The sequence below is a fragment of the Streptomyces sp. SID486 genome, assembly GCF_009865385.1.
Taxonomy (GTDB): domain Bacteria; phylum Actinomycetota; class Actinomycetes; order Streptomycetales; family Streptomycetaceae; genus Streptomyces.
The window spans coordinates 17,352-42,993 of the sequence record NZ_WWJT01000376.1 but is presented as its reverse complement, the minus strand read 5'-3'; the positions used below and the strand labels follow the sequence as shown (position 1 = coordinate 42,993).

Annotated in this window: 27 protein-coding genes; 14 read left to right on the top strand and 13 right to left on the bottom strand. The window is 73.0% G+C overall.

Translation table 11 applies throughout. From position 1 onward, the window contains the following. The 3 genes from fabD to GT045_RS17800 form a co-directional block, all read right to left on the bottom strand. On the bottom strand, positions 1-911 hold a 911-nt coding region (gene fabD, locus GT045_RS17810; RefSeq protein WP_161334770.1), incomplete at its 3' end, for an ACP S-malonyltransferase. 36 nt (positions 912-947) lie between these two features. Next, positions 948-1,730 (bottom strand): DUF6039 family protein, encoded by a 783-nt coding sequence (locus GT045_RS17805; RefSeq protein ID WP_161334769.1) that lies wholly within the window; start codon positions 1,728-1,730, stop codon positions 948-950. Between the two features lie 18 nt (positions 1,731-1,748). After that, complete coding sequence (locus tag GT045_RS17800; RefSeq protein WP_161334768.1) at positions 1,749-2,612, bottom strand: DUF6039 family protein; 864 nt, start codon at positions 2,610-2,612, stop codon at positions 1,749-1,751. A 148-nt stretch (positions 2,613-2,760) separates the two neighbouring features. Between GT045_RS17800 and GT045_RS17795 the strand changes: the two genes are divergently transcribed. Genes GT045_RS17795 through GT045_RS17785 form a run of 3 tightly spaced genes read left to right on the top strand, consistent with a single transcriptional unit; the run spans position 2,761 to position 4,810 of the window. Next, a complete protein-coding gene (locus GT045_RS17795; protein WP_161334767.1) occupies positions 2,761-3,633 on the top strand; it encodes an NAD(P)-dependent oxidoreductase in 873 nt (290 codons plus the stop codon). Continuing rightward, positions 3,623-4,366 carry a TylF/MycF family methyltransferase gene (locus tag GT045_RS17790; RefSeq protein WP_161287402.1) on the top strand — a complete coding sequence of 248 codons (744 nt, stop codon included), beginning with the start codon at positions 3,623-3,625 and terminating at the stop codon, positions 4,364-4,366. The genes GT045_RS17795 and GT045_RS17790 overlap by 11 nt, the downstream gene beginning before the upstream one ends. Before the next feature lie 60 nt (positions 4,367-4,426). Beyond that, positions 4,427-4,810, top strand: a complete 384-nt coding sequence (locus GT045_RS17785; protein ID WP_161334766.1) for a DUF3224 domain-containing protein — start codon at positions 4,427-4,429, stop codon at positions 4,808-4,810. Positions 4,811-4,896: 86 nt separating this feature from the next. Here GT045_RS17785 and GT045_RS40720 read toward each other — a convergent pair whose 3' ends face one another. The 6 genes from GT045_RS40720 to GT045_RS17755 are packed head-to-tail and all read right to left on the bottom strand — an operon-like array spanning position 4,897 to position 10,649. Further along, entirely contained in the window at positions 4,897-6,150 is a 1,254-nt protein-coding gene (locus GT045_RS40720; protein WP_161287404.1) for a cytochrome P450, read from the bottom strand. Then, complete coding sequence (locus tag GT045_RS17775) at positions 6,147-6,932, bottom strand: enoyl-CoA hydratase-related protein (RefSeq protein WP_202528345.1); 786 nt, start codon at positions 6,930-6,932, stop codon at positions 6,147-6,149. The genes GT045_RS40720 and GT045_RS17775 overlap by 4 nt, the downstream gene beginning before the upstream one ends. 1 nt (position 6,933) lies before the next feature. Continuing rightward, the gene (locus GT045_RS17770; RefSeq protein WP_202528343.1) at positions 6,934-8,166 is read right to left on the bottom strand and encodes a hydroxymethylglutaryl-CoA synthase family protein; all 1,233 of its coding nucleotides are present in this window, start codon (positions 8,164-8,166) and stop codon (positions 6,934-6,936) included. A gap of 5 nt (positions 8,167-8,171) precedes the next feature. Beyond that, a complete protein-coding gene (locus GT045_RS17765) occupies positions 8,172-9,029 on the bottom strand; it encodes a DUF6039 family protein (protein WP_161334765.1) in 858 nt (285 codons plus the stop codon). Continuing rightward, positions 9,026-10,288: a glycosyltransferase gene (locus GT045_RS17760; protein WP_161334764.1), complete on the bottom strand. Its 1,263-nt coding sequence runs from the start codon at positions 10,286-10,288 to the stop codon at positions 9,026-9,028. Before GT045_RS17760 ends, GT045_RS17765 begins: the two co-directional genes overlap by 4 nt. Before the next feature lie 4 nt (positions 10,289-10,292). After that, on the bottom strand, positions 10,293-10,649 hold the full coding sequence (locus GT045_RS17755) for a nuclear transport factor 2 family protein (protein WP_161295778.1): 357 nt from the start codon (positions 10,647-10,649) through the stop codon (positions 10,293-10,295). Positions 10,650-10,779: 130 nt separating this feature from the next. On the opposite strand from GT045_RS17755, the gene GT045_RS17750 reads away from it, so the two are divergent. The 7 genes from GT045_RS17750 (at position 10,780) to GT045_RS17720 (ending at position 16,995) form a co-directional block, all read left to right on the top strand. Beyond that, on the top strand, positions 10,780-12,018 hold the full coding sequence (locus tag GT045_RS17750; RefSeq protein ID WP_161295780.1) for a class I SAM-dependent methyltransferase: 1,239 nt from the start codon (positions 10,780-10,782) through the stop codon (positions 12,016-12,018). Between the two features lie 64 nt (positions 12,019-12,082). Next, on the top strand, positions 12,083-12,424 hold the full coding sequence (locus tag GT045_RS17745; protein WP_161295782.1) for a RidA family protein: 342 nt from the start codon (positions 12,083-12,085) through the stop codon (positions 12,422-12,424). 52 nt (positions 12,425-12,476) lie between these two features. Continuing rightward, a complete protein-coding gene (locus tag GT045_RS17740) occupies positions 12,477-13,331 on the top strand; it encodes a hypothetical protein (RefSeq protein ID WP_161334763.1) in 855 nt (284 codons plus the stop codon). Between the two features lie 70 nt (positions 13,332-13,401). After that, entirely contained in the window at positions 13,402-13,587 is a 186-nt protein-coding gene (locus GT045_RS17735; protein WP_161295786.1) for a hypothetical protein, read from the top strand. After that, entirely contained in the window at positions 13,580-13,966 is a 387-nt protein-coding gene (locus tag GT045_RS17730) for a DUF3224 domain-containing protein (protein ID WP_161295788.1), read from the top strand. Before GT045_RS17735 ends, GT045_RS17730 begins: the two co-directional genes overlap by 8 nt. Then, positions 13,956-15,434: a class I adenylate-forming enzyme family protein gene (locus tag GT045_RS17725; protein ID WP_161334762.1), complete on the top strand. Its 1,479-nt coding sequence runs from the start codon at positions 13,956-13,958 to the stop codon at positions 15,432-15,434. Before GT045_RS17730 ends, GT045_RS17725 begins: the two co-directional genes overlap by 11 nt. A gap of 67 nt (positions 15,435-15,501) precedes the next feature. Further along, complete coding sequence (locus GT045_RS17720) at positions 15,502-16,995, top strand: MFS transporter (protein WP_161295792.1); 1,494 nt, start codon at positions 15,502-15,504, stop codon at positions 16,993-16,995. A 68-nt stretch (positions 16,996-17,063) separates the two neighbouring features. On the opposite strand, the gene GT045_RS17715 is transcribed toward GT045_RS17720, so the two are convergent. Genes GT045_RS17715 through GT045_RS17700 form a run of 4 tightly spaced genes read right to left on the bottom strand, consistent with a single transcriptional unit; the run spans position 17,064 to position 22,034 of the window. After that, positions 17,064-18,749, bottom strand: coding sequence for an ABC transporter ATP-binding protein (locus GT045_RS17715; RefSeq protein WP_161334761.1), 1,686 nt, complete (start codon positions 18,747-18,749; stop codon positions 17,064-17,066). After that, positions 18,746-19,534 carry an ABC transporter permease gene (locus tag GT045_RS17710; protein ID WP_202528341.1) on the bottom strand — a complete coding sequence of 263 codons (789 nt, stop codon included), beginning with the start codon at positions 19,532-19,534 and terminating at the stop codon, positions 18,746-18,748. The genes GT045_RS17715 and GT045_RS17710 overlap by 4 nt, the downstream gene beginning before the upstream one ends. Continuing rightward, positions 19,531-20,484 carry an ABC transporter permease gene (locus GT045_RS17705; protein WP_202515936.1) on the bottom strand — a complete coding sequence of 318 codons (954 nt, stop codon included), beginning with the start codon at positions 20,482-20,484 and terminating at the stop codon, positions 19,531-19,533. The genes GT045_RS17710 and GT045_RS17705 overlap by 4 nt, the downstream gene beginning before the upstream one ends. Next, a complete protein-coding gene (locus GT045_RS17700) occupies positions 20,481-22,034 on the bottom strand; it encodes an ABC transporter substrate-binding protein (protein ID WP_161334760.1) in 1,554 nt (517 codons plus the stop codon). Before GT045_RS17700 ends, GT045_RS17705 begins: the two co-directional genes overlap by 4 nt. A gap of 167 nt (positions 22,035-22,201) precedes the next feature. On the opposite strand from GT045_RS17700, the gene GT045_RS17695 reads away from it, so the two are divergent. Genes GT045_RS17695 through GT045_RS17680 form a run of 4 tightly spaced genes read left to right on the top strand, consistent with a single transcriptional unit; the run spans position 22,202 to position 25,585 of the window. Continuing rightward, a complete protein-coding gene (locus GT045_RS17695) occupies positions 22,202-22,462 on the top strand; it encodes an acyl carrier protein (RefSeq protein WP_161293596.1) in 261 nt (86 codons plus the stop codon). Between the two features lie 3 nt (positions 22,463-22,465). Further along, complete coding sequence (locus GT045_RS17690) at positions 22,466-23,605, top strand: beta-ketoacyl-[acyl-carrier-protein] synthase family protein (RefSeq protein ID WP_345942676.1); 1,140 nt, start codon at positions 22,466-22,468, stop codon at positions 23,603-23,605. Next, on the top strand, positions 23,602-24,168 hold the full coding sequence (locus GT045_RS17685; protein ID WP_161334759.1) for a polyketide synthase: 567 nt from the start codon (positions 23,602-23,604) through the stop codon (positions 24,166-24,168). The genes GT045_RS17690 and GT045_RS17685 overlap by 4 nt, the downstream gene beginning before the upstream one ends. Then, positions 24,158-25,585, top strand: coding sequence for a class I adenylate-forming enzyme family protein (locus GT045_RS17680; protein ID WP_345942675.1), 1,428 nt, complete (start codon positions 24,158-24,160; stop codon positions 25,583-25,585). The genes GT045_RS17685 and GT045_RS17680 overlap by 11 nt, the downstream gene beginning before the upstream one ends. The last annotated feature ends 57 nt before the right edge of the window (positions 25,586-25,642 follow it).

The window sequence follows — 25,642 nt, the reverse complement described above, 5'->3', positions numbered from 1 at the left end:
GGGTCCGTCTTGTCGAGCGGGGCGGGGTTCTTGCGGATGGCCGTCCACAGGTCGGTGAGCACGCGGCCCGGGCCGATCTCGACCAGGTCGGTGACGCCCTCGTCGAGCAGCCGGCTCATGCTCTCCCACCAGCGCACCGGGCCGGCGATCTGACGTACGAGCAACTCCCGTACGCCGCCGGGCGGGTAGGGGCGGGCGGTGACGTTCGACAGCACCGGGATCCGCGGTCCGGCGAAGGAGATCCCGGTGAGGAACTCACCGAAGTCGGCTGCCGCGGGCGCCATGTGGCGCGAGTGGAAGGGCGCGCCGACGCGCAGCGGCACGCACCGGACCCGGCCCGCCCCGCGTACGGCGTCGGCCGCCCCGCGCATCGCGTCGGCCGCGCGGCGCACGGCGTCGGCCGCGCGGCGCAGCGATTCCTGCGGGCCGGCGAGCACCACCTGCTCCGCGGAGTTGCGGTTGGCCAGGTCGACGTCGTCGATCCCGGCCTGTGCCAGTACGTCCGTGAGCCGGTCGGGCGGGAGGCCGAGGACGGCGAGCATGCCGCCGCCCCCGGCACGCGACATCAGCTCCCCGCGCCGCTGCACCATCCGCACGCCGGTGGCGAAGTCGAAGCAGCCGGCCGCGAACAGCGCGTCGTACTCGCCGAGGCTGTGCCCGGCCAGGACGTCCGGCGCGGGGTGCTCCTCGCTGTGTGCCAGCCAGCTGAGCGCGTTGACCACGAACAGGGCGGGCTGCACCGAACGGGTGTCCGTCAGTCCGGGCGCGGCGCCCGTCAGGCAGACCTCGCGGATCCCGTACCCCAGGATGGCGTCCGCCTGCCGGACCAGCTCCGGGTAGCGGTCGAGCACCTCGGCCCCCATCCCGGCCCGCTGCGCGCCCTGCCCGGGGAACACCCACACCACGGTCATCGGTTCGGCCTCCCTCCCCCGGTCCCCGGACCGCCGTTACCGGTCCTGCCGGGTGGCGTACAGACCCCAGTGGTGAGGGGTGAGCGCGGTCTCGGTGAGCGTGCCGTCGACGAACGTGCCGGGCCGGCCCTCGCAGGCGAGCGTCTCCCGCAGCCGGCCGTACACGGTGAGGTCCTTGAGGTGGATCAGCCAGTGCAGCCGGTCGGGGGCGCCGAACGCCTCGTCGAACACCGTCGCCGACGCCTCCCCGGCGAACTTCACGTTCACGTCGGCGGTCAGCTCGCGGGCCAGCTCGCGGGCCTCGGGGCGGAACCCGTGCCCGGTGCGCACCGAACGCAGCACCACGATCCCGGCGTTGGCGGTGTTCAGCGGCCCGGGAGTGCCGCCTTCCCAGGGCAGCAGGACGTTGGAGCGCACGCTGCCGTCGACGAAGAGTCGGTCCCAGGCGCCGCCGGAGTCGTCCTGCACCCGGTCCTTGGCGATCGACTCGCGGTAGGCGCGGTCCTGGTCGCCCATCTCCACGAGGTCGTAGTAGGTGTCCAGGGAGCGCAGGTGGATGAGGAAGTGGATGCGGTCCTCGTAGCCGAAGCTCTCCTCGTAGACGAAGGCTGTCGCGTTGCCGCCCTGCCGGGAGTTGACGTGCTTGGCGACCTCGCGGGCGAACATCCTGCCCTGGTCGCGGAATTCGGACCGCAGCTGTCCGACCTTCTGCACCACGACGCCGGCCGTGCCCGAGTGCAGCGGCTCGGTGGCGGGGTCCGCCTGGTGGGCTGCGGGCGGCACGATCCGGGCGCGCTGCTCGTCGGTCGTCGCTTCCATCGGATTCCCTCCTGGGGGTCAGTGCAGCGGGGTGAGGGCCACGTCGGACATCGTTCCGTCGAGGAAGAGGCCGGCCCAGGTGCCGCCGCCCTTCTCCGCGGGGATCCAGTCCCGGAAGTAGATCTCGCGCACCTCTTCGTCGCGGACGTGCAGCTCCATGAGCCGCATGTAGGTGTCGATGTCCTTGAGGTGGATCAGCCAGTGCAGCTGGTCCGCCTGCCCGAAGGCCTCCTCGTAGACGAAGACCGAGCACTCGCCCGGCAGGTTCTTGTTGATCGACTCGGCCACGACGCGCCCGAACTGGCGTGCCTCGGAGCGGAACTCCGAGGCCATCTGCCCCCGTCGGAGCATCACGATGCCGGCGTTGCCCGAGTGCAGGATGCTGTCGGGCGGCAGGCTCGTCTGCTCCCGTGCGGGCGGCAGCGCGGCGGCGCCCGTGCCGCGGTAGAGGGCGCTCTGCTTCTCCAGCCGGCCGTCCACCCTGGTGCCGTACATGCCCCAGAACTGCGGCATGAGCACGGTCTCCTGGACGCTGCCCGGGGTGAACAGACGGTTCCACTCGTCCGGGCCCTGGCCCTGCTTGGACTCGTCCGCGCGGCGCACCAGCTCGTAGTGGCTCCCCAGTGACTCCAGGTGGATCAGGAAGTGCAGCCGGTCCTTGGTGCCGAAGGTCTCCTCGTAGACGTAGACGCCGGCGGTCCCCGTCAGTTCCTCGCTCAGCCGCCGGGCCTCGGCGCGGGCGAAGGCCACGGCCTCGGCGCGCAATCCGGCGCGTATCTGTGCCACGCGTGCCACGACGACGCGCGCGTTCACGGTGTGGAGCTGCTCGTCGGCCGGAAGCGAGAGCTGCCGGTGGGCCGGCGGCAGGGACTGTGCGGTCATCGGGGCCCGCCTCCTGGGGGTCGTCCAGCTGGGTGCGTCAGGCCGGAACGCTAGGGGGCGAGGGCGCGGGGGGTCTGCTCAGTTTGGAGCAGACCCGGGCGGCCCCACGGGCGAGGCTGGTCCGGCGAGAGTCTGGAAGGCGGAGGCCATGCGGATACTGCTGCTCGGGGCCGAGGGCTTGCTCGGTGCCGGTTTCCGCGCCGTGGCGGACGCGGACCGGCAGGGCATGGAACTGACGGCCCTGGGGCGCCGGGACGTCGACGTCACCGACCGCGCACAGGTGTCGCGGGCGCTGCGGGACATCGCGCCGGACGCGTGCGTCAACGCGGCGGTGCTGATGCCGGCGGACCGGTGCGACCGGGAGCCGGAGGAGGCGTACGCCGTCAACGCGCTCGGCGCCCGCTGGGTCAGCCGGGCCTGTGCCGAGACCGGCGCGGTGCCCGTCTACGTCAGTTCGGACTTCGTCTTCGACGGCAGGGGTGAACGCGGCTACCTGCCCGACGACCTGCCGAGCCCGCTGCAGACGTACGGCGTCACCAAGCTGGCCGGTGAGCAGGAGACCCGGCTGGCCAGCCCGCGGCGGCACCTCGTCGTACGGACCGCCGCCCTCTTCGGCCCGCCGCCGGACCGTCCGGACCGGCGCGCCTGCTTCGTCGACCGCATCGCCGAGGCCGCCCGGCGCACCGGCGAGGTGCGCATCGTGGACGACGTCGTCATGTCCCCCACGTACACCGTGGACTTCGCCGCCGCCGTCCTCGACCTGCTGCGGCACGGCGCGGCGAGCGGCCGCTACCACCTGGTCAACCAGGGCAGCGCGTCCTGGTACCGGCTGGGCAGGAGGGCCCTGGAGCGGCTCGGCGTCCCGGCGCGGGTCGTGCCCGTGCGGCATCCGGTGACCACCTCCGCGCCCCGCCCCCGCCACACTCCGCTCAGCGGCGAACTGCCCCCGTTCGTCCGGCGGATACGCCGCCCCTGGCAGGTGGCGCTCGACGAATACCTGGGAGTGAGCAGTGCCCGCTGAGCTGTACCTCGATCTGATGAAGCGGATCCTGACCAACGTCATCTACCAGGACCCGCCGCAGGCCGTGGACTGGCATCCCGGCCGCGAGTACGACCAGGAACGGCGCAGCGCCGGCCTGGACTGGCCGTCCGTCGCGCACACGATGGTCGGCCTGGAACGGCTGGACAACCTGCAGTCCTGCGTGGAGCGGGTGATCGCCGACGGGGTGCCCGGCGACCTGATCGAGACCGGTGTGTGGCGCGGCGGCGTGACCATCTTCATGCGCGCCCTGCTGGCCGCGTACGGGGAGAAGGACCGCACCGTGTGGGTGGCCGACTCCTTCGAGGGCATCCCGGACTCGTCCGCGGGGCACCCCCGGGACCGGGAGATCGCCCTGGACCGGTTCAACGACGTGCTGGCGGTCCCGCAGGCCGAGGTCGAGGAGAACTTCCGGCGGTACGGCCTGCTGGACGATCAGGTGCGCTTCCTGGCCGGCTGGTTCGACGCAACCCTGCCGCGCGCGCCGATCGAGCGGCTGGCCGTGCTCCGGCTCGACGGCGACCTGTACGGGTCCACGAGGGACGCACTCGTCAACCTGTACCCGAAGCTGTCCGCGGGCGGCTTCGTGATCATCGACGACTATCGCATTTCCGCGTGCCGGCAGGCGGTGCACGACTACCGTGAGGCACAGGACATCACCGACGAGATCGTCCCGATCGATGCCTGGGGCGTCTACTGGCGACGGACGTCCTGACCGACCGGTGTGTCCGGCCCGGTGCCGGCGCGCCGTCCCCCACCGAGGGAAGGACCCTTCATGACCACGACCGCCAAGGGCACGCTGGACGTCACCGACTGGATGGAGACGTCCATCGCCGAGGCCGAGGGGCAGAGCAAGCAGGCCGCCGCGCAGTCCGAGGCCGCGTTCAGCGGCGATCTCCAGGGCCGCGGGCGGTGCGACTGGCTGCTGGTCTACCCCGGGGAGGGGCCGGCCCGTTTCGTCGGGACACAGCGTTTCGAGGGCGAACTGTCGGGCCGCAAGGGCTCGTTCGTGCTGCTGCTGCGGGGGACGTTCGACGCCACCGGCGCGCACGTCACCTGGGAGGTCGCCCCCGGCTCCGGGTCGGGTGAGCTGGTCGGCCTCGGCGGCACGGGCGGCTACGAGAACGCCGACTACACCCTGGAGTTCAGTCTGGAGTGAGGCCGTCGGCGCGGACAGCGGGAGGGCGCCCCGGGTACGGGGCGCCCTCCCGCTGTCCGCGCCGGGGCGGCCGGGGGGTGTACCGGTCACGTGCCGGGCGGGGCGAGCAGGACGGGCAGGGCGGCCAGTGAGCGCATCACGCGGGTGGGCCGCCAGCGCAGCTCTTCCGGGGCGCAGGCCAGCGTGGGCTCCGGGTGGCGGGCCAGCAGCTCCCCGAAGGCGGTCTCGCCGATGAGCCGGGCGAGGGGCACGCCGACGCAGCGGTGGATGCCGTGGCCGAACGCCAGGTGCGGATTGGGCGAGCGGGTGATGTCGAGCCGGTCGGGGTCGGCGAAGCGCCGCTCGTCCCGGTCGGCGGAGCTCATGACGACAGAGACGATGCCGCCCCGGGGGACCACGGTGCCGTCCACCTCGATGTCCTCGCGGGCGATGCGCAGGGTGGACAGGGCCACCGGGCCGTCGTAACGGAGGAACTCGTCGACCGCCGTCGGCAGCAGCTTCGGTTCGCCCGCCAGCAGGGCGAGCTGCCCGGGGTGGCGCAGCAGTGCCAGCATCCCGTTCGCGACCATGCTCACGGTCGGTTCCTGCCCGGTGTTGAGCAGGAAGATGAGCAGCGCCGTCATCTCGTCGTCGGTGAGCGGTCCGCCGTCCTCCTGGGCCAGCAGCAGGGCGGTGAGCACATCCGGCTCGGCGGGCACGTCGGCCCGCTTGCGCAGCTCCGCACGCCTGCGGGCGACGAGGCCGGCGAAGAAGTCGCGCATGTGGCCGTACGCCTCGGCACGGCTCATGGGGGCGGCCGCGCCGGGCACGGCCAGCCCTGCGGAGGCCCAGGCGTGGTACTCGTCGAAGTTCCCGGTCGGCACGCCGAGGATCTCGCCGATGACACGGACCGCGAGCGGGAGGGCGTAGTCGGCGATCAGGTCCACGGTGGCGTGCGGGTCGAGTCCGTCGAGGAGTTCACGGACCGTGCGCACCACCGTCGGGCGCAGCGTGGCGGCCCGTCCGGCGCTGAAGCTGCGCTGGACCATGGCCCGCAGCCGCGTGTGGTCCGGCGGGTCGGTGTTGAGCAGGTGGAACATGTGCCGGTCGGTGTGCGGGTCGCCGGTGACGTATCCGGCGGCGGCCAGCTCGTCCCAGGCGGCCCGGGGGTCCTTGGTGAGGCGGGGGTCGGCGAGCATGCGCCGCCCGTGCTCGTATCCCGGAAAGGTCCACCGGCACAGGCCGGTGGGCTCCCGGACGGCGTGCACCTCGCCCTTCGCCCTGAGGTCCGCGTACAGCGGGTAGGGGTCCGGGGCGGAGCCGTCGGGCAGCGGGACGGGCTTGTCGGGTGTCGTGGTCACCGGTTCTCCCAGGGCATCTGCTGGTGGTGCGCGAAGCCGGCGATGCGGGCCCGCACGGCGGGTGAGGACATCAGCCGGGCGAATTCGGCGACGGCCGCCTGCTCGTGGTGTTCCGCCGGCTGCCGCAGCTGCTCGAAGTAGCGCTTGGCGTCGGCGACCACACTCGTGTCGATCTTGGTGAGCCGGGAGGCGAGCCGGCGCAGGGCGGGCCGGGCGTCGTCCGTGACCTCGTCCACCAGGTGGATGCCGGCGGCCCGTTCGGCGGTGACCGGCAGGGTGCTCAGGGTCATGGCGTACGCGGGCTGGAAGCCGGTGCGGCGGATCAGGAACGGCAGCACGCAGCAGGGCAGCAGGCCCCACAGGGCCTCGGGCAGGGCGAAGCTGCTGCGCGTGCTCGCGAACACGAAGTCGCTGGCCGCGGCGATTCCGACGCCGCCGCCGGTGACGCGGCCGTCGACCACGCTCACCACCACGCGGGGAAGCGTCGTCAGCCGTTCCAGCAGCCGGTAGAAGACCTGGCCGCCGCGGGCCGCGAGGCCGTCGTCGGCGCGGTCGCTGTCGGCGGCGTCGCCGAGGTCCATGCCCGAGCAGAAGACCGGACCGCTGCTCTCGACGACGACGAGCCGCACCGCGGGATCCCGCTCGGCCTCGTCGAGGGCGGCGTGCAGCTCCCGCATCAGTGCGTCGTTGATGCCGTTGTCGCGGTCGGGGCGGTCGATGACGACGTGGAGCGTCTCGCGCCGCCGCTCCACGCGCAGGGTCCGTCCGGTTGACAGATCCACATCAGCTCCATCGGTAACGGCGGTGGAAGTCGACCACTTTGTCGAGCACCAGCAGCCCCCGGCCGGCGAATCGGTTCTCGTACACCTCCGCGTAGGGGGTGACGTCGTAGGCGTGGTCCCGGACGCCGCTCATGCGTTCGACGCCGAGGTCGCTGATCAGCTCGTACTGCTGCATGGTGAGCGGCTGGCGGTCGGCGATGGCGGCGGCGATCCCGCGGCCGGCCAGCTGCCGGCCGCCCTCCGGCGAGACGACGCCGCTGTAGAACTCCGAGGCGCAGCCGGAGCCGTACGAGAACATGCCGACCCTCTTGGGGGCGTCGAGCCGGACGTGGTCGATCATCGAGCACAGCGCCAGGTAGAGGGCCGCCGAGTAGACGTTGCCGACCTGGGTGGCGTAGCGCAGGCAGGGTTCGACCCGTTCCGCGAAGTCGTGGTCGATCTCGCGGGGGCCGGCGGGGGCCTGGGCGCGCCGCAGCCTGCGGTAGGCGCCCTTGACCATGCCGGCGAACGGCGTGTGGAAGACCAGCTGGTCGAAGGTGGTCGTCAGGTCGGCGGACGGCACGCGCTCCCGGTAGGCGGCGAAGCTGTGCACCACGCACTCCATGTAGGCCATCAGCGACAGGTCGGAGTCGCCGGCCTCCAGGTCGGGGCGTGGCCTGAGGGTGTCCATCACCTCGAAGCTGTGGTAGCCGTTGGCGCCCGGGTCGAGCGCGAGGACGGCGGGGGCGCCGCCGACGAGCATCGCCACGGCGCCGGCCCCCTGCGAGGGCTCCCAGTAGGTGTCGCGGGCCACGACGCTGGAGGCGTCGGCGGCGATGACCAGCGCCTTGGCGCCGGGTACCGGGCTGGTGGCGATGATGCCGGCCGCGGTCTGCAGCGCGGCCGTGCCGCCGTAGCAGGCGTGCTTCACCTCGAAGGACCGGCAGCGTCTGCCGAGCCCGAGGTAGTGCTGCACGTAGGTGCTGATCGGCTTGCCGAAGTCCAGACCGGACTCGGTGCCCACGACGATCAGCTCGATCCGGTCCCGCTCCTGCGGAGTCAGCTCGTCGACGAGGGGTCTGGCGGCGTTCACCGCGTTGGTGACCGGGTCCTCGCAGGGCAGGTTGACGGACTTGCGCTCCATCATGAGGTTGCCTCTGCGGCGGTCGTCCAGGCCGCGGGCCTCGAAGAGCTGCGGTACGCCGAGCGACGCCTGCCCGACATAGGCGTTGACGGCCTCGATGCCCACGGCCATGGCGGTCAGTCCGCCGGGGTGTACGGCACCAGGACGGTGTCCTGGATGCTGCCGGGCACGAACAGGTCGGCCCAGCCGCCGCCACCGTACTGGTCGGGGACGCGCTTCTTGCCCTGCAGTTCCTGGTAGGCCGGGTCACCGGCCAGTGACTCGATCTTCTCGTAGGCGTCGAGGGAGCGCAGGTGGACGAGCCAGTGCAGGGTGTCCTGCCGGCCGAAGATCTCCTCGTAGAGGAAGGCGGTCACCTCGCCCGGCAGCCTGGTGTTGACGTACTCCGACCATTCCACGCCGTAGTAACGCGCCTGGTCGCGCAGGGCGTAGCGGGCCTTCGCGGAGCGCAGGACGACCGCGCCCGCGCTGGCCGTGGTCAGCTGCACCGACTCGGGCTGGCTGGTCTGGTACACGGCCGGGTCGGTGAACATCTCGGACGGGTCGACCGCACCCTCGGGCGGGTGTCCCACGCCGTGCTGGGGGCACAGGATGCGTTCCGAGAAGGTGCCCGGCAGGAACATGCGCTCCCAGTTGCCGCCGCCCTTGCCGGGCAGCCGGTCGAGGGTGGAGATGTCCTGGTAGTCGCGGTCGTGGTCGACCATCGTGAGCAGCCGCTGGTAGTCGTGCGGGGACTTCAGGTGCACGAACCAGTGCAGCTTGTCCTTGGCGCCCAGGACCTCCTTGTAGAGGTAGGCGCCCATCACGTCGCCCTGGGCGTTGTTCAGGTAGCGCACCAGGTCGGCCCCGAACTCGCCGCCCTCGGCGGCGAAGCCGTACTCCAGCTGGCCGGTGCGGTGCACGGTGAACCCGGAGTTGGCCGAGTGGAGGGAGGGGGTGCGTGCCTCGTCAGGTGTGTCGGTCGTGTCGGTCACGTCGTGGCTCCTCGCTGAGCGGATACCGGCGGCGGCGGTGCCGTCCGCGGTGCGGCGTCGGGCCCGTCGGCGAGGGCCCAGCGGATCAGTTCGTCGGCCACCCGGGCGGGCGGGGGAAGGGCCGCCATCTCCGCGCGGACCTCTCGCGCGGCAGCACCGAGGGCGGGGTCGCCGAGCGTCTCGCCGAGGGCGCCGGTCAGCTCGGCGCGGTCCTCGACGACGACTCCGCAGCCGCGCCGCCGGACCGCCTCGGCGTTGATGAAGTGGTCGGACATGTGCGGCAGCACCAGTTGCGGCACCCCGGCGTCCAGTGCCGTGAGGGTGGTGGACGAACCGCCGTGGTGCACGAGCGCGTCGCAGCTCTCCAGCAGGGCTCGCAGCGGCACGTAGCCGCAGCCGCGGACGTTGTCCGGCAGTGGGCCGTGCTCCGCCAGCCGGGCGTGCTCCGCGGTGAGCACGAACTCGGCGTCCACGGTCGCGGCGGCCTCGACGACCGGTGCGAACCCGCCGTGCCCCTGTTCGGGCAGGACCGTGCCCAGGGTCACGGCGATCCTGCGCCGCCCGGTCCGCGGCCCGAGCCAGTCGCCGACCAGCCCGCCGCCGTTGAACGGCACGTAGCGCATGGGGCGGCCGTAGGCGGGGCCGATTCCCATGCTGGGCGGGGAGACGTCGAGCGCGGTGGTGCGGCGCGGCGGCCGCACCCCGTGGCGTGCGTAGTCCTCGGCGAGGTAGGCGGCGAGGGCGTCGACGACCTGCGGACCCCGGGCGAAGCCGATGGGATGCTCCACGGCCGGCACCCCGAGCAGCGCGGCCACCAGCGGGCCGCCGCCCTGCATCGACTCGAACACCACGAGGTCGGGCTGCCAGCGGACGGCCGCCTCCACCAGTCCGTCGAGCGTTCCGGCGGACATCGGACCGAAGATGCGGGCGGCGAACGCCCAGCCGTTGCCGTCGCGTACGTCGCGGGCGCGGCGGCACTCCTCGATCTGGCGCTCGGCCATCCGCGCCGGGCTCAGGCCGAGCCGCTCGGCCTCGGCGCGGGTCCGCTCCCGCAGCCGGGCGCGCAGCGCTTCCATGCGGTCGGGCGACGCGATCCGGGCGACGTGCAGGCCCGCCCCCACCACGCCGGGCAGGTCGCCGGGCAGCCTGCCCGCCGTGGCGAACAGCACCTCGTGGCCGGCCGCGCGGAAGGCCCAGGTCAGCGGAACGGTGGCGAAGGTGTGCCCGTGTCCGGGCGAGGTGGTGACCAGGATCCGCACCGCGTCACGCCCACCAGTCCCGGACGCCGCCCTCGTCGCAGCCGAACTGGCGCCAGATCTTGCCGTCCCTGATGACGTACGAACCGACCGCGACGATCTCCTCGCCCTTGATGCGCATGGCGCTGCGCGTCATGATCTGGTCGTCGCTGTGCACGTACTCCAGCACCCCGAGGAACTCGGGCTGGAGGTCCTCGTACTTCTCCATCAGGTCGCTGATGGCCTCCTTGCCCTCCAGCACGCCCTGGAAGCGGAGCGACTTCACCTCCGGGTGGTAGATCTCCATGAGGCCCTGCTTGTCGTCGGCCATCATGCATTCGATCTGCCGGCGGAAGACGGGGTGCAGGGCGGAGAGGTCGGTCATGTGTGCCTCCTGAGCGACGGTGGTCTGCCCGGCGCGCCCGCCGCGGCAGGACCACTGTCGGATCCCCGGCCGGTGCCGTCTGCTCAATTCGGAGCAGCGCGGGCCCGGAGCGCCCGCCCATGCTCGCGTCATGACGACAGACGCCCGCGCCGCCGAAGCACCGCCGCACCGGCCGCCGCTGGACAACGACGCCGTCGAGCAGCTGATCCTGGCCGCCGGCGGCCGGTGCGAGTCCGTGCGGGAGGTGGTGGAGGACCTGGGGGCCGAGCGGGTCTGCGCCCTGCTCGCCGACGAGGTGGCCTTCCGCGCCGACATCCCGGTCATGGACCTGTTCGACTCGCCGCTGCTGCTGCGGTTCGACATCACCCACGGCGGTCTGCGGGCCGGCCATGTCGTCGAGGCGGTGCACGGGAAGCCGGTGCGCCTGTACCCCGGCAGCGACGACCGGGCCGCGATGGTCGTCGAGTACGACCTGCTGGACCTGGTCGACGACCTGTTCGGTCCGGCCCGGGACCGCAGGGCCGGACGGCGGCGGCTGGTGCCCGCGTTCGAGAAGGCCGCGCGGCTGCGCCCCGACCTGACGGTCCCGAACGTCACCCGGTCCGCCGGCCAGGCCGTCGCCGCGGTGCTCGCCGGCATCGACCGCCCCGGCGACCTCGGTGCCCTCGCCACCCGGTACTACTCGGACAAGTGGGGCAGCCTGCACTGGTTCACACCGCACTACGAGCACCACTTCGCCGATCTGCGGGACAAGCCGGTACGGGTCCTGGAGATCGGTGTCGGCGGCTACACGACGACGACGTTCGGGGGTGGCTCGCTGCGCATGTGGCGCCGCTTCTTCACCCGCGGTCTGATCTACGGGCTCGACCTGTTCGACAAGACGGTGGCCGACCAGCCCCGGGTCAAGACCCTGATCGGCAGTCAGGCGGACCCCGGCCTCCTGGCGGCGATCGCGGCGCGGCACGGCCCGTTCGACGTGATCATCGACGACGGAAGCCATGTCAACGCGCACGTCCTGACCTCGTTCCGTACCCTGCTGCCGCATCTCAGGCCCGGCGGCCGCTATGTGATCGAGGATCTGTGGACCGCGTACTCGCCGTCCTACGGCGGGGTCACCGGGCGGACCGCGGGGCCGGGAACCTCCGTCGGGCTGCTGAAGGAGCTGCTCGACGGGCTCCACCACGAGAACCACGGCGAGCCGGACGGCACCGGCGCCCAGGTGGTCGGCGTGCACGTCTACCACAACCTCGCGGTCGTCGAGAAGGGCCGCAACGAGGAGGGCGGCGTCCCGGCGTGGTGCAGCGAACCTCATCCCGGCCAGCGCACGACGGATGCCGACGCGGGGGAGGACGACCGTGCGGCCGGCTGACCCCCCGGCCCGGGAGCCGGCCCCGCCGGCGTGGGCCGTCGACCCCGTGGACGGCCCCGGGCGCATGGCCAGCTACGCCCAGGCCGTGCGGGTGCCCGCCGGGTCGGATCTGCTGTTCGTCAGCGGCCAGGCGCCGCAGGCCGCCGACGGGCACGTGCCCGGCACCTTCGACGAGCAGTGCCGACTGGCCTGGGACAACCTGATCGCGGTGCTCGCCGCCGCGGGCATGACGGTGCGCAACCTGGTGAAGGTCACGGTGATCCTGGCCGGCCCGCAACACCGCGAGTCCTGCTCACGGATACGGCGCGAGGTCCTCGGCGATCACCGTCCCGCCATGCTCTACACCTTCGCCGGCCTCTGGGCCGACTCCTGGCTGCTGGAGATCGAAGCCGTCGCGGCGGGCTGACCGTGTGCCGCCCCTCTCCCCCTCCGCCCTCTCACCCCGGCAGGAATCCGACATGACGAAGCCCGAGGCGTTCAACGTCCTTCGCGGCGAAGACGGCGGTGAGGACGGCGGCGAACTCGTCGTCGTCGCCGACTTCGCCGCGACCGGCAGGCAGGCCGCGACCTTCCACGATCTGGTCAAGCTGCTCGACACCACCCACACCGTCTGGGAGACCGCCCCGGTCCCCTGGGGCCAGGAAGCCGGCATGACCGGTGCCGACCAGGCCGAGCGCTGGCTCGACGGCATCCGGGGCAGCGGCCTGAAGGTCCGCGCCCTGCTGGGTTTCTGCGGCGGCGGCATCTACGCGGGCATCATGGCCGACCGGATCGCACAGTGGCAGGACAGACCCCGGCTGGTGCTGTTCGATCCCGGGTTCGCCGAGCGCCGCATGCTGACCGAACACGTGGAGGGGTTCTACCGCCGCCTCGCCAAGGCGTTCACCGAGGAGCAGCTGGCCGCCGGGCGGCGCCGGGTAGCCGAGGCTTCCGCCGCCCCCGGTGCGCTCGAACTCGCGGACCGGCTCGGTGCGTTGTTCCATGAGGAGCTGCGGCCCGCCATCGTGCGCGCGGGCTGGAGCGAGCGGGCCGCCGACGACGGCGCGGACCTCGTCAACGGCTATCTGCACTGGCTGGCCGGCGCCGTCGACCTCGATCCGCGCCCCGCCTGGCGCGCCGCCGACGTGCTCAACTCCGCCACCCCCGGCATCGGCCTGCACATCATCCCGGAAGGCGAACGCCCGGCCATGTTCGGCACCACCCGCTTCTTCGACGTACCGCACGGCGACCTGCTGCGCACCGCCGAGGTGGCCGAGGCCGCCGACGCGCTGCTGGCCGGGTCCGCGCGGCCGCGTGCGGACGCTCAAAAGTGACCAGACGTCCGCACCGCCGCACCCGGAGCATGACTGCTGCCCCGTGCGGCACGCCACGAGAGGAGACGCCGTGGACGACATCCCCCGGAAGGGGCCCGTCCCCCTGCTGCGCTCCCTGACCGACTTCCTCACGGGGCCCGAGATGGTGGCCGCGGTCCTGGCCTGCTGGCCGACGGTCGCGATGCCCACCGCCTCCCGCATCCAGGACACGACCCCAGACACGGCAACCGACACCGAAGAGGCGGACCATGAGTAATCGCGTCACCGGGGCCTTCACCTTCGACACCTGGGAGGGCGGCGACGTCCTCCGGTGGGACGAGGCGCAGGCCCAGCGCAGGAACGGCGCCAAGACCTTCACCGGCGAGATGACCGGCACCAGTGTGCTGGAGGCCATCATGTGCGGGGTCGAGGGCGGTCCGGCCGTCTACGTCGCGATCGAGAAACTCGACCTGGAGTTCCACGGCATGAAGGGGAGCTTCATGCTGGCGCACCGTTCGATGGCCCACGGGGACGACCACCGCAAGTCACTGGACATCGTGCCGGGTTCGGGCACCGGCGACTTCAAGGGGATCTCCGGCACCGCGGAGATCCTGCCGGGGCACGACTTCGTCGTGGACTACGACCTTGAGTCCTGAACCGGCGGCGGCGCCGCTCACCGTGCCCGACCTGCTGCGCCACCGGGCGCGGGTGCAGCCGGACGGCGTGGCCTTCGTCGTCGACGGAGCCACCGAACTCACTTACGAGGACTGGGAGAAGCGCTCCAACGCCCTCGCGCACCGGCTGCTGGCCGGCGGCGCCGGACGGGGCGAGCGGATCGGGCTGTACTTCGGCGGTATGGAGTGGATCGAGTACGCCGTCGCCTACTTCGCGGTGCTGAAGTCGGGCGCGACCGCCGTGCACCTCAACGCCGACCAGCCGGCCGCGGAGCTGGACCGGCGGATCTCGGTGGCGGCGGTGTCCCGGCTGGTCCACGCGCCGGACCGGACCGTGCCCGCGGGCTGGGCCGGCCCGGCACTGAGCGCGGACGCGCTCGACGGCGCCGACCGCACCCCTCCCCCGGTGGCGATCGCCCCGGAGGACCTCGCGGACGTGGTGTTCACCTCCGGCACCACCGGGCCGGCCAAGGCCTACACCATCCCGCACGGCAACGCCGTCTTCGGGCGCAGGCCCGACGCGATGGACGCCTTCGGCTCGGCCTCGTACCTGGTGACCACCCTGCAGCTCGCCACCGGCAGCAGTGCGAGCGCGCTGAACATCGCCACCATCTCCAAGGTCGTCACGGTGTTCGCCCCGCCGGACGACATCGATCGCGGCGGACAGCTCATCGAGAAGTACCGGGCCGGCATGGTCGCGATCACCCCCTGGATCGCCAACCAGATGGTGCTGGCCCGGCTGCACGAGACGTACGACCTGTCGTCCGTCGGGATGTTCGCCTGCGGCTCGGCGCCGCTGCCGCCCGCCCGGGCCCGGCAGCTGCTGGAGATGGTGCCCGGCGCCCGCATCACCAGTGCCTGCTCGCAGTCGGAGGCGAGCCCCGCGCTGTGCGTCAACGTCTTCGACCCCGAGCACCCGATGTCGGTCGGCCGGCCGACGCCGATCACCGAGCTGCGCGTGGTCGACGAGGAGGGCGCCGACCTGCCGACGGGCCGGGTCGGTGAGATATGGCTGCGCCACCCCGCCCCGAAGCGGCTCTACCTGGGACTGCCCGAGGTCAACGAGCGGATCACGGCCGACGGCTGGTACCGCACGGGGGACCTGGGGCACCTCGACGACGAAGGGCGGGTGCACTTCTTCGACCGCCGCGCCGACGCCGTGCCCACCGCCGGCGGACCCGTGTCCACGCCGGCCGTGGAGGCGGCCCTGTACGAGCACCCGGCGGTGCGCGAGGCCGCCGCCTTCGGCATCCCGGCGGGGGCGGCCGTCCAGCAGGTGGCGGCCGCGGTGGTGCTCGACCCCGCGCAGGACGGCACCGGTCTCGAAGAGCACCTGGCCGCACGGCTCGACCCCGGCCGGCGCCCGGTGCGCGTGGTCACCCTGGACGCGCTGCCGCGCAACGCGCAGAACAAGGTCCTCAAACGCGAGCTGCGCGAGCGCTTCGGCTGACCCGCCACCCACACGGGGGCTCTCGCCCGGGAGCCCCCTGTTCCCATCCGCCCTGAGGAGAACCCCCATGACTTCACCGACCCCGGTCGCCGCCGGGGGCGCCGATCCCCGCCGGTGGCGTGCGCTGGCCGTCCTGCTGACCGCCAGTCTCATCGACGTCATCGACGTCACGATCGTCAACATCACGATGCCGACCATCCGCAAGGACATCGACGCCTCCTACAGCGCGCTGCAGTGGGTCAGCGCCGGCTACGCCCTCACGTTCGCCGTGGGCCTGATCACCGGCGGCCGGCTCGGTGACATCTACGGCCGCAAGCGCGTCTTCCTCATCGGCATCGGCGGCTTCACCCTCGCCTCCACGCTGTGCGGCCTGGCCGGTGACCCCGGGCTCCTGATCGCGGCACGGGTGCTGCAGGGGGCCTGCGCGGCGCTGATGGTGCCCCAGGTGCTGTCCACCATCCATGTCACCTTCCCCATGGAGGAGCGGGGCAAGGTGTTCGGCCTGTTCGGCTCGGTGATCGGACTGGGCGCCGTGCTCGGACCGCTGGTGGGGGCGGTGCTGACCGAGGGCGACGTGTTCGGGCTGAGCTGGCGTGCGGTCTTCCTGCTGAACCTGCCGATCGGCCTGGCCGGGCTGCTCTTCGGCATGCGGCTGATCGGCGAGTCGAAGGCCCCGCAGGCCCTGCGCCTGGATCCGGTGGGCATCGTACTGGCCAGCGCCGCGCTGCTGATGCTGCTCGTGCCGCTCACGCGCGGCCACGAACTGGGCTGGCCCGCCTGGACTTTCGTGTTGATGGCCGCCAGCCTGGCGGTCTTCGCGGGGTTCGTGCTGTACGAGCGTGCCAAGAGCCGCCGTGACGGCTCCCCGCTGGTGGAGCTGTCACTGTTCCGGGTGCGCAGCTTCGCCGCCGGTATCGGCATCCAGCTGGCCGTCAGCATGGTCTGCGGCGTCTTCCTCATGGTGTGGACGCTCCACCTCCAGCTCGGGCTGGGCTACAGCCCGCTGAAGACGGGTCTGACCGGTACGCCCAACGCGATCGCGACCTCGGTCGCCGCGGCGGTCGCCATGCAGAAGCTGGCACCGTACGGCCGTAAGGTGCTGCAGGCCGGGGCCCTGATCATGGCCGGGGGAGCCGCGCTGTACGCACTGGAGGCACGGCACTACGGCGCGGGCATGGGCCCGTGGGCCATGGTGCTGCCGCTCGCGGTGATGGGCGCCGGCACCGGGCTCATGATCACGCCGCTGACCGGTGCGGTGCTCTCCCAGGTGCCGTTCCAGCACGCCGGCTCGGCCTCCGGGCTGATCAACACGACCAACCAGCTGGGCATCGCGCTGGGCCTCGGGCTGTCCTCGGTCACCTTCTTCGACGTCCTGGAAGGTGCCGGTCCCGGCACGGCGCCGGCGGCGGCGTTCACCGACGCGTTCGTCAACTCCCTGTGGTGGGTGGTCGGTGGCCTCGGCATCGCGTTCCTGCTGATGCTGGCCCTGCCGCGGCTTTCCCCGCCGCCGGCCGGCATGATGCCGGCCGCCGACGAGGGCGAGGCACCGGTGACGGCCTGAGCCGGCCGGACCACGCGGACGGCGAGGGACTCCGCTGCGGAGTCCCTCGCCGTCCGCGTGGCGCGGTGTCAGGGGTTCGTCGGCGACGGCGCCGAGGACACGGCCGGCGGCACGGCCCCCCGGCGGGGTGTCAGGGTGGGCGCGGCTTCCACCAGCGCCCGGGTCCACTCGTGCCGGGATTCCGTCAGGATCCGTGCGACCGGCCCCTGTTCGCACACCCGCCCGTCCGCGAGCACGAGGACCCGGTCGGCGATCCTGGCGAGGACGCCGAGGTCGTGGGTGATGAACACGAGGGCGAGGCCGAGACGGGCCCGCAGATCGTCCAGCAGGTCGAGCACCGCGGCCTGCACCCGGGTGTCCAGGCTGGCGGTGACCTCGTCGCACAGCAGGACGTCCGGGCGGGCCGCAAGGGCCCGGGCGATGGTCACCCGCTGGCGCTGGCCGCCGGAGAGCTGGCGCGGGTAGCGGGCGGCGACGGAGTCGTCGAGCCCGACCAGCGACAGCAGCCGGGGGACCTCATGCGCGACGGCCGCCCGGTCCATGCCCTGCAGCCGCCGCAGCGGGCGGGCGATCGCGGCCTGTACCGTGCGGCGCGGATTGAGGGAGAGGGACGCGTCCTGGGCGATGAGCTGGATCCTGCGCAGCTGTTCGCGGCTGCGGTCCTTCAGCAGTGCCGGCAGGGTCTCCCCCGCCAGTGACACGGTGCCCGCGTGCGGCCGGTGACGGCCGGTCACACAGCGGGCGAGGGTCGTCTTCCCGGCACCCGACAGCCCCAGCAGTGCCAGGCACTCGCCCGCGGCCACGTCGAAGGAGATCCCGTCGGCGATCACCGGCTGTCCGCCGTGCCCGGCGCGCAGGTCCCGCACGCTCAGCAGGGCGGCCCCCGTCCTCCCGGGCCCGGCCTCGTGGACCGGCTCGGCGGCGGCGGGCGCCGGCGTGCCCGGTGGCCCCTCCCCGCCGGCCGGGTTCTGCCGCACGGCGGACTTCGTGGCCGCGAGGGCCCGGTCGATCGTCGGGGCCGCGCGCAGCAGTTCGGCCGTGTACGCCGACTCCGGGTCCTCGAAGGCGCGGGACAGGGCCGTGTCCTCCACGATGCGGCCGTCCCGCATCACCGCCAGCCGGTCCGCGAGGTGTGCGGCGGCCGTCAGATCGTGCGTGATCAGCAGCAGCGTCAGACCGTGGTCGACGACGAGCCCGTCGATCTGGTCGAGGATCCTGCGCTGGACGAGGACGTCGAGACCGGTGGTCGGCTCGTCGAGGATCAGGACCGCGGGCCGCGGTGCCAGCGCCCGGGCCAGCGCGAGCCGTTGCTGCTGACCGCCGGAGAGCTGGTGCGGGAAGCGCCGCCGGAAGGCCCGGTCGGCGGGCAGCCCGACCCGTTCGAGGAGATGCCCGACCTCGTCGCCCTCGGCGCCCGCCACGGCGGTCTCGGCGATCTGCGCGCCCACGCGCAGGTGCGGGGTCAGATGCGCGGGTGGATCCTGCGGCAGATAGGAGACCGTCTTGCGGCGCACCGCCCGGGCGGCGGACCTGTCGAGCGCGAACATGTCGTGACCGGCGAGCCGCACCACCCCGCCGGCCGCGTGCAGTCCCCGGTGCACCGCGCCCAGCAGCGCGTGGGCGAGCGTGGTCTTGCCGGACCCGGACTCGCCGACGACGGCGACCCGTTCGCCCGCGGCGACAGCGAGGGAGACGGCGTCCAGCACCGCCCGGCCCGCCGCGTCCCGCACGGTCAGCTCCCGTACGTCGATCACGACGGTATCCGCGCGGTGAGCCGGTCCAGCAGCAGGTTGGCCGAGACGGTCAGGCAGGACAGGGCGACGGCCGGCAGGACGACGCCCCAGGGCGACAGGGTGATGCCCTCGATGTTCTCGTTGATCATGGCTCCCCAGTTCGGTTCACCGGGGCCGAATCCGAGGAATCCGGCCGAGGCGGTGATGAAGATGGCGATCGCGAAGCGGCTGCCCGCGTCCGCGAGGATGGGGCGGGCGATGTTCGGCAGGACCTCCCGGACGATGACGGTGAGCGGGCCGTCGCCGAGGGCCATGGCCTGCTCCACGTACCCCGTGCCCATCACGGTCAGGGTCGCCGCCCGGGCCACCTTGGAGACGAACGGCACCCCGGTGACCAGCACAGCGGCGAACAGCACGAGACCGGAGTAGCCCCAGCCCTGCAGCAGGACGAGCAGCGACAGGACCGGCGGGATCACCAGCAGGAGGTTGGCCGTTCGCGACAGCACGGCGTCCACGACCCCCTGGAAGCAGCCGGACACCAGGCCGACGGCGGTGCCCAGCACCATGGTGGCCAGCGTGCCGAGCAGCGGCAGCACGACCAGGTCCCGGCCGCCGCACAGGAACCGCACCCACACGTCCCGGCCGGCGCCGTCGGCGCCCATCGGCAGCCCCGGGGTCCGCACCGCGTACGGCACGGAGACCACCCGGGCCGGATCGTGTCCGGCGAACAGCGGCCCGGCCAGCGCCAGGAGGAGCACGGCCGCGAGCGGCAGCAACGACAGCCAGGCGGCGGCACGACGCGTCACGCGGCGCTCCTCAGCTTCGGAGTGGCCACGGCGGCGACCACGTCGGCCAGGGTCAGGCAGGTGACGGTCACGGTGGCCAGCAGCAGCCCCACGCCCTCCAGGACCGGCGTGTCGTGGTGCTGCACGGCGCCGATGAGCGTCTGGGACAGGCCCGGGTAGCTGAACACGCGCTCGACCACGGCGGTGCCGCCGAACAGCGCGGCCAGCAGCCAGGCGAACGCCTGCACGCACGGCGCCACGGTGCCCGGCAGCAGGTGCCGCAGGATCACCCGGCGTTCGGGGAGCCCGGCCAGCCGTGCCGCTTCCACGTACGGGGCGGCGTCGGCGTCCACGACCGCGGCGCGCACGATCCGGCTCGCCCAGGAGGCGGCGAACAGGGTGAGCGAGAGCACCGGCAGCACGAGGATCTCCGGGCGGTCCAGCGGTGTGCCGCCGAAGGGCACGAGGGAGACCGCGGGCAGCAGGCGCAGCCCGGTGCCCAGCAGCAGCACCAGCAGGACGGCGGTGACGAACTGCGGCACGGACACGATCGCTACGGCGGCCCCCGACAGCAGCCGGTCCAGCCGGCTGCCCGGCCGCAGTCCGGTCAGCAGTCCGAGGGCGAGGGCCAGCAGCACCGTGACGACGACCGTGAGGCCGACCAGCAGGGCCGTGTCGAGGAAGGGGGTGACCACCACGTCGACCACGGGCCTGCGGTCGTACAGGCTCCGGCCGAGATCGCCGCGCACCGCCCGCCCGGCCCACTCCAGGTACTGCCGGACGAGGGAGCGGTCGAGGCCGTACTCGGCCCGCACCCGGGCGACCTCGGCGGGTGTGGCGCCGGCGCCGAGCGAGGCGCTCGCCGCGTCCCCGGGCACCACCTGCGAACCGGCGAACAGCAGGGCCGAGGCACCGAGGAGGGTCCCCAGCGCCCCGGCCAGTCTGCGGCCCACCGCGGTCAGCGGCCTCATCCTGCCGTGGCGGCTGCGAACACCGGCATGGCGCCGATGCGGACGACGCTCTTCAGCGGGACGCGGGTCGCGTCGAGCTGGTCCTGGAAGGCCCAGACGATGTCACCGCCGTTGTCGTAGAAGTCGTGCTCGATCCTCTTGAACGCCTCGGCGCGCCGGGCGTCGTCGACGATCCGCTGTGCGGCCGCGAGCTGCCTGAAGTGGTCCGGGCCCGCGCCGGTGACGTTGAAGAAGGCCCCCTTCGAGGTGGTGGCGGCCAGGTGCAGCGGCGCCGGGCGGTTGGCGTAGTAGAAGGCCTGGAACGGCTGCTTCGTCAGGGACATGAGGTCGGCGTAGTAGGCGTCGGCGGGCACGTTCTGAAGGGTGAGCTTCACGCCGGCCGCCGCCAGCTGCTGGGCGAAGAGCCGGGAGGCGTCGGTCATGCCGGGGACGATCTCCGACGTCCGCAGGGTGAGCTTGGTGACGCCGGCCGCGCGCAGGAGCTTCCTGGCCTCGGCCACGTCGCGCTGCCGGGCGGGCAGGTCGGTGGCGTAGCCCGGCAGGCCCTCGCCGACCACGTCGTCGCCGACACGGCCGTTGCCGAGCAGGGCGGTGTCGACGAGCTGCTTGCGGTCGATCGCCAGCCGCAGGGCCTTGCGCACCTGCGGGTTGTCGAACGGTGCGATGGTCTGGTTCATCGAGAAGCTGAGCGCGTTGGCGCTGGCGAGGCCCGCCCGCTCGACGGTGACCGCCTTGTCGGCCTTCACCGCGGCCGCGCCGACGGCGCTGATGCCCACGGCGTAGTCGGCCTGCCCGCTCTTGACGGCGTTCAGCCGGGCGGCCGGATCGTCGATCCTGATCAGTTCGAGGTGCTTGACGGAGGGCTTGCCACCCCAGTACTTGTCGTTGGCGACCAGCCGGACGTTGCCGCCGTCGACGCCGTCGAGCTTGTACGGGCCGGAGCCGGCGTCCTTGCCGAAGTCCTTGGTCCCGGCCGGGAAGACGGGCGAGTAGGTGGAGAGCACCGCCTCACGGAAGTCACCGCGCGGCTGCTTCAGCGGCACCTGCAGCGTGTGGGCGTCCACGACCTTGATGTGGGCCAGGTCCACGTCGGTGAAGACGGACACGCGGTTGCTGGGCGGAGCACCGACGGTGCGCAGGCTGTAGGCCACGTCCGCGGCCGTCACGGGCCGCCCGTCGTGGAAGGTGGCTCCGTCGCGCAGCGTGATCGTCCACTTGGTCCCGTCGGCGTTCGGCGTCACGGAACGGGCGAGCTTGTAGGTGTACTTGTCGCCCTCCAGGCTCATCAGGCTGTCGTAGAGGTGGAACATCACCATCGAGCTCAGGCCGTTGCCGACGGCGCGGGGGTCGGTGCCGGTCGCCTTCGTCGGATCGCCCACGGCGATCTTCAGCGTGTCCACCGTCCGTGGTTTCGCCGCGGTCGTCCGCGCGTCGGGGTCGTCCGAGGAGCAGGCCGTGAGCATGCCACTGCCGACAGCCGCGGCCAGGACCAGGGCGCCGGTACCCCTCAGCAGGGACCGTCGGCGCAGCGTGGAAGTGGAAGCAGGCATAGGGGTGAGCTCCTGTCTGGACGTGGGGTGCGCGCTGTGTGCACAGGAGCGTCACATCCGCCGCTGACGAGGGCTGCTCAATACTGACCAGACCCGGCGGCATCCGGCCCGGAACTGTGGCGGTGAGTCAGAAAGCCACCGCCCGGACGCGTGAGAGAGGCCGGACCATGAACGTCACGGACACCATCAAGGACATCCTCGTCACCGACGTCTTCGTCGAGGTGCCGGTCGAGCGGATGAGGGACGACGAGAGCCTGCGCGACGTCTACGGGCTCGACTCGCTCGGGTTCGTCGAGTTGCGTGCGCAGTGTGAGAGCCGGTTCTCGCTGACGATTCCCGCCGACGACTTCACTCCGGAGCACTTCCACACCATCGCCGACGTGGCCGCCCTGGTGGAACGGCTCAAGAACTCCTCAGCGGCACGGTGACCGGTGGCCTCGCAAGCGGGCCCCGACGACATCTGTGTCACCGGCCTGGCCTGGTCGACGCCGCTCGGGGACACGGTGGAGGAGGTGTGGGGGCGGCTGCTCGCCGGGGAGAGCGGGCTGTGTGAGACACCGTCCGCCTTTCCGGTGCGTACGCCGCTCGCCGGGACGGTGCCGGGGTTGCCGCTCGACCTGCCCGCCGCCGGGCGGCAGCGCGCACTGACCGTCTCCGTCCTCGACGCGGCCTTCGCCTCCGCCGGCCTCGATCCCGCCGACGCGGCGGTACGGGTGGTGCTGGGCACGAGCTTCGGGCCGCTGCTGGACGAGCCGTTCACCGCCGCGGACGACTGGGCGCTGGACGCCACCCGGCGCGTCGGCCATCCGCACCGGCCCGTGGTGGTCGCGACGGCCTGCTCCGCGGGCGCCGACAGCGTTCTGGTCGCGGCCGCGCTGCTGCGCTCCGGGCAGGCGGACATCTGCGTGGCGGGCGGGGTGGACGTCCTGACGCCCGGCAAACGACTGGGGCACTCCGCACTCGGCACCCTCAGTCCCGACACGCTGCGCGCCTTCGACGTCCGGCACAGCGGCACCGTCCTCGGTGAGGGTGCGGCGCTGCTGGTCCTCGAACGCGGCACGGTTGCGCGGCGGCGCGGAGCACCGGTGCGGGCCGTACTGCGCGGGACCGGCTCGGCCAACGACGCGGCCGGCCTGACCACACCGGACCCGTCCGGGGACAGTGTGGTCCTCGCCGTACGCCGCTGTCTGGCGGACGCCGGCCGCACCGCCGAAGAGGTGGCGGTGGTCAACGCGCATGCCACGGGAACCCCGGTCAACGACGCGGTGGAGAGCGTCAGTCTGCGCCGGCTGTTCTCGGGAGCGGCCCACCCGCCCCTCGTGTTCGCGACGAAGGGAGCACTCGGGCACAGCCTGGGGGCCACCGGAGCGATCGAGGCGGTCTGCGTGATCCTGGCGCTGCGCGACGGCAAGGCGCCGCCCGTCGTCGGCCTGGCGGAGCCGCTGCCCGGCTTCGCGCTGCCGGCCGCCGTCGGCGGTACGCGGAGCTTCGACGGGGCTCTCGGCGCCAGTCTGACCATCGGGTTCGGCGGGTTCAACACCTGTCTGCTCTTCGAACGGGGGGCCGTATGAGCGCGTTCACCGTGACCGCGGTGGGGTCGGTCAGTTCCGGCCGTCCCGCCGAACTGGCGCACAACAGGCCCTCCTTCTTCGCCGACCCGGTCGCCTGGCTGGTCACGGCCGCGGTCGACCGGGCGCTGCGCGCCTCGGCCGACGACCTCACCGCCGCGCCGGACCGCGTCGGGGTCATCACCCTGAGCGGCACGTGCTCGGCGCTCACCATGACGGCTCTCGCCGACTCGGCGCGGCGGGGCCGGATCTCGCCGCTGCGTTTCGCGGGTGCCCATCCCGGGGTGCTGGCGGGCCTGACGTGCATCCGCCGGAAGTTCCGGGGGCCCACGCTGGCCCTGGCCATGGACCCGGTGCACGGACTCGATCCGGCGGCCGCCGTGACCGCGGCGTGGCTCGGCGGCGGACAGGCGTCGCACGTGCTGCTGGCGGTCCATCTCACGCGGGACGGCATCCACACGGCGCGCTGCGCGGTGGTCCGGCCCGCACCCCGCCCGGCGGACGGCCGGGCTGAACTGGACCAGTTGCTCGTCCCCGACCTAGGTGAGGGATCCCGTGCCGAGTGAGCCCGTGCCCGTCCGCCCCTCCGGTCTGCCGTTCGGCTGGGACGACGTGGTGTCCCTGCTGGACCGCAGCACCGACGCGTGCTCCTCGCCTCCCGGTCCCCCGTTCGCCGACGTCGCCGGGGACGTCTCCCGGCTGGGGCTGCGCCCCGGCACGCCGGTGATCCTCTCCCTGTCGAACAGCTGCCGGCTGCTGGAGCACTACTTCGCGGTGCTGCTGACCGGTGGTGTCCCGCTGACCGTGTCCCCCGCCACGCCCTCGGCCCGGATCGCGGAGCTGGCCCGGCGGACGGCGGCCGGGGCGGTGATCGGCACGCGGGCCGACCCCGCCCGGCTGGGGGCGTCCGGCCCCGCCCGCCCGGCCGGGGACGCCTCCGCCGTGCTGCTCGACACGGACGGTGCCGCAGCGGGCCCGCCGTACCGCTCCGGCAGTGCGCTGCTGCTGACGTCGGGGACCTCGGGGATGTTCAGCGTCTGTCTGCACCGGGTGGACTCCCTGCTGCGCAACGCCTCCCGGCACGCGGCGGCGGTGGGCCTGCGGGCCGACGACACGGTGCTGGTCAGCCTGCCGCTGTTCTACTCGTACGCCGTCGTCGCCCAGGCCTTGGCCGCCCTGGTCACCGGCGCCCGTCTGGTGATCTCCGGGCCGCCCTTCTCGCCCGCCGAGTACCCCCGGCTGCTCTCCCGGCACGGCATCAGCAGCTCGTCGATCACCCCGACCATCGCCCGGCTGCTGCTGCATCGCGGCGAACGGCTCCCGCGGGGGCTGCGCATGCTGACGGTGGGCGGCGACCGGCTGGCGCCCCGCCATGTGGCCGGGCTGCGCGCCGCCCTGCCGGAGACCGAGCTGTACCTCACCTACGGGCTGACCGAGGCCGGACCACGCGTGGCGACCCTGGCCGCGCACCGGGAGCCGGAGCACCGTTTCGACTCCGTCGGGCTGCCCGTGCCGGGTGTCGGGGTGTCCCTGCGGGACGTCGCCGGGGGCGTGGGTGAACTGCTCGTGCACACCGACACCGCGCTGGTCGCCAAGGTCGGCGGTCCCTCGGGCGGGCGCTGTCTCGTCGGTCCGGGCGTGGTGGCCACCGGCGACCGCTTCCGGATCGGCGAGGACGGCTACCTCCGTTTCCAGGGACGGTTGTCCGACTTCGTGGTGGTACGCGGCGAGAAGGTGTCGCTCGCGGCGGTACGCGAACACGTGCAGGCGCTGCCGGGCGTGGCCGGCTGCGCGACCTCGGTCGGTACGGACCCGGACGGCTCGGCCCACTACACGCTGACGGTCCGGCTGGACCCGGCCGTCACCGGCGGGCCGGCCGACGCCGAACTGCTCCGGCGGTCCGTCCTGTCCTTCCTCCTGCCCGCCGAACGGCCCAGGGAACTGAGGATCGAGACGGCCGACCCGGCGCTCTTCCGCAAGTAGAACGCGGCCTGCGCGGCCAGCGGGCCCGTCCCGCGCGGGGAGCGGCTGCTTGCGCCG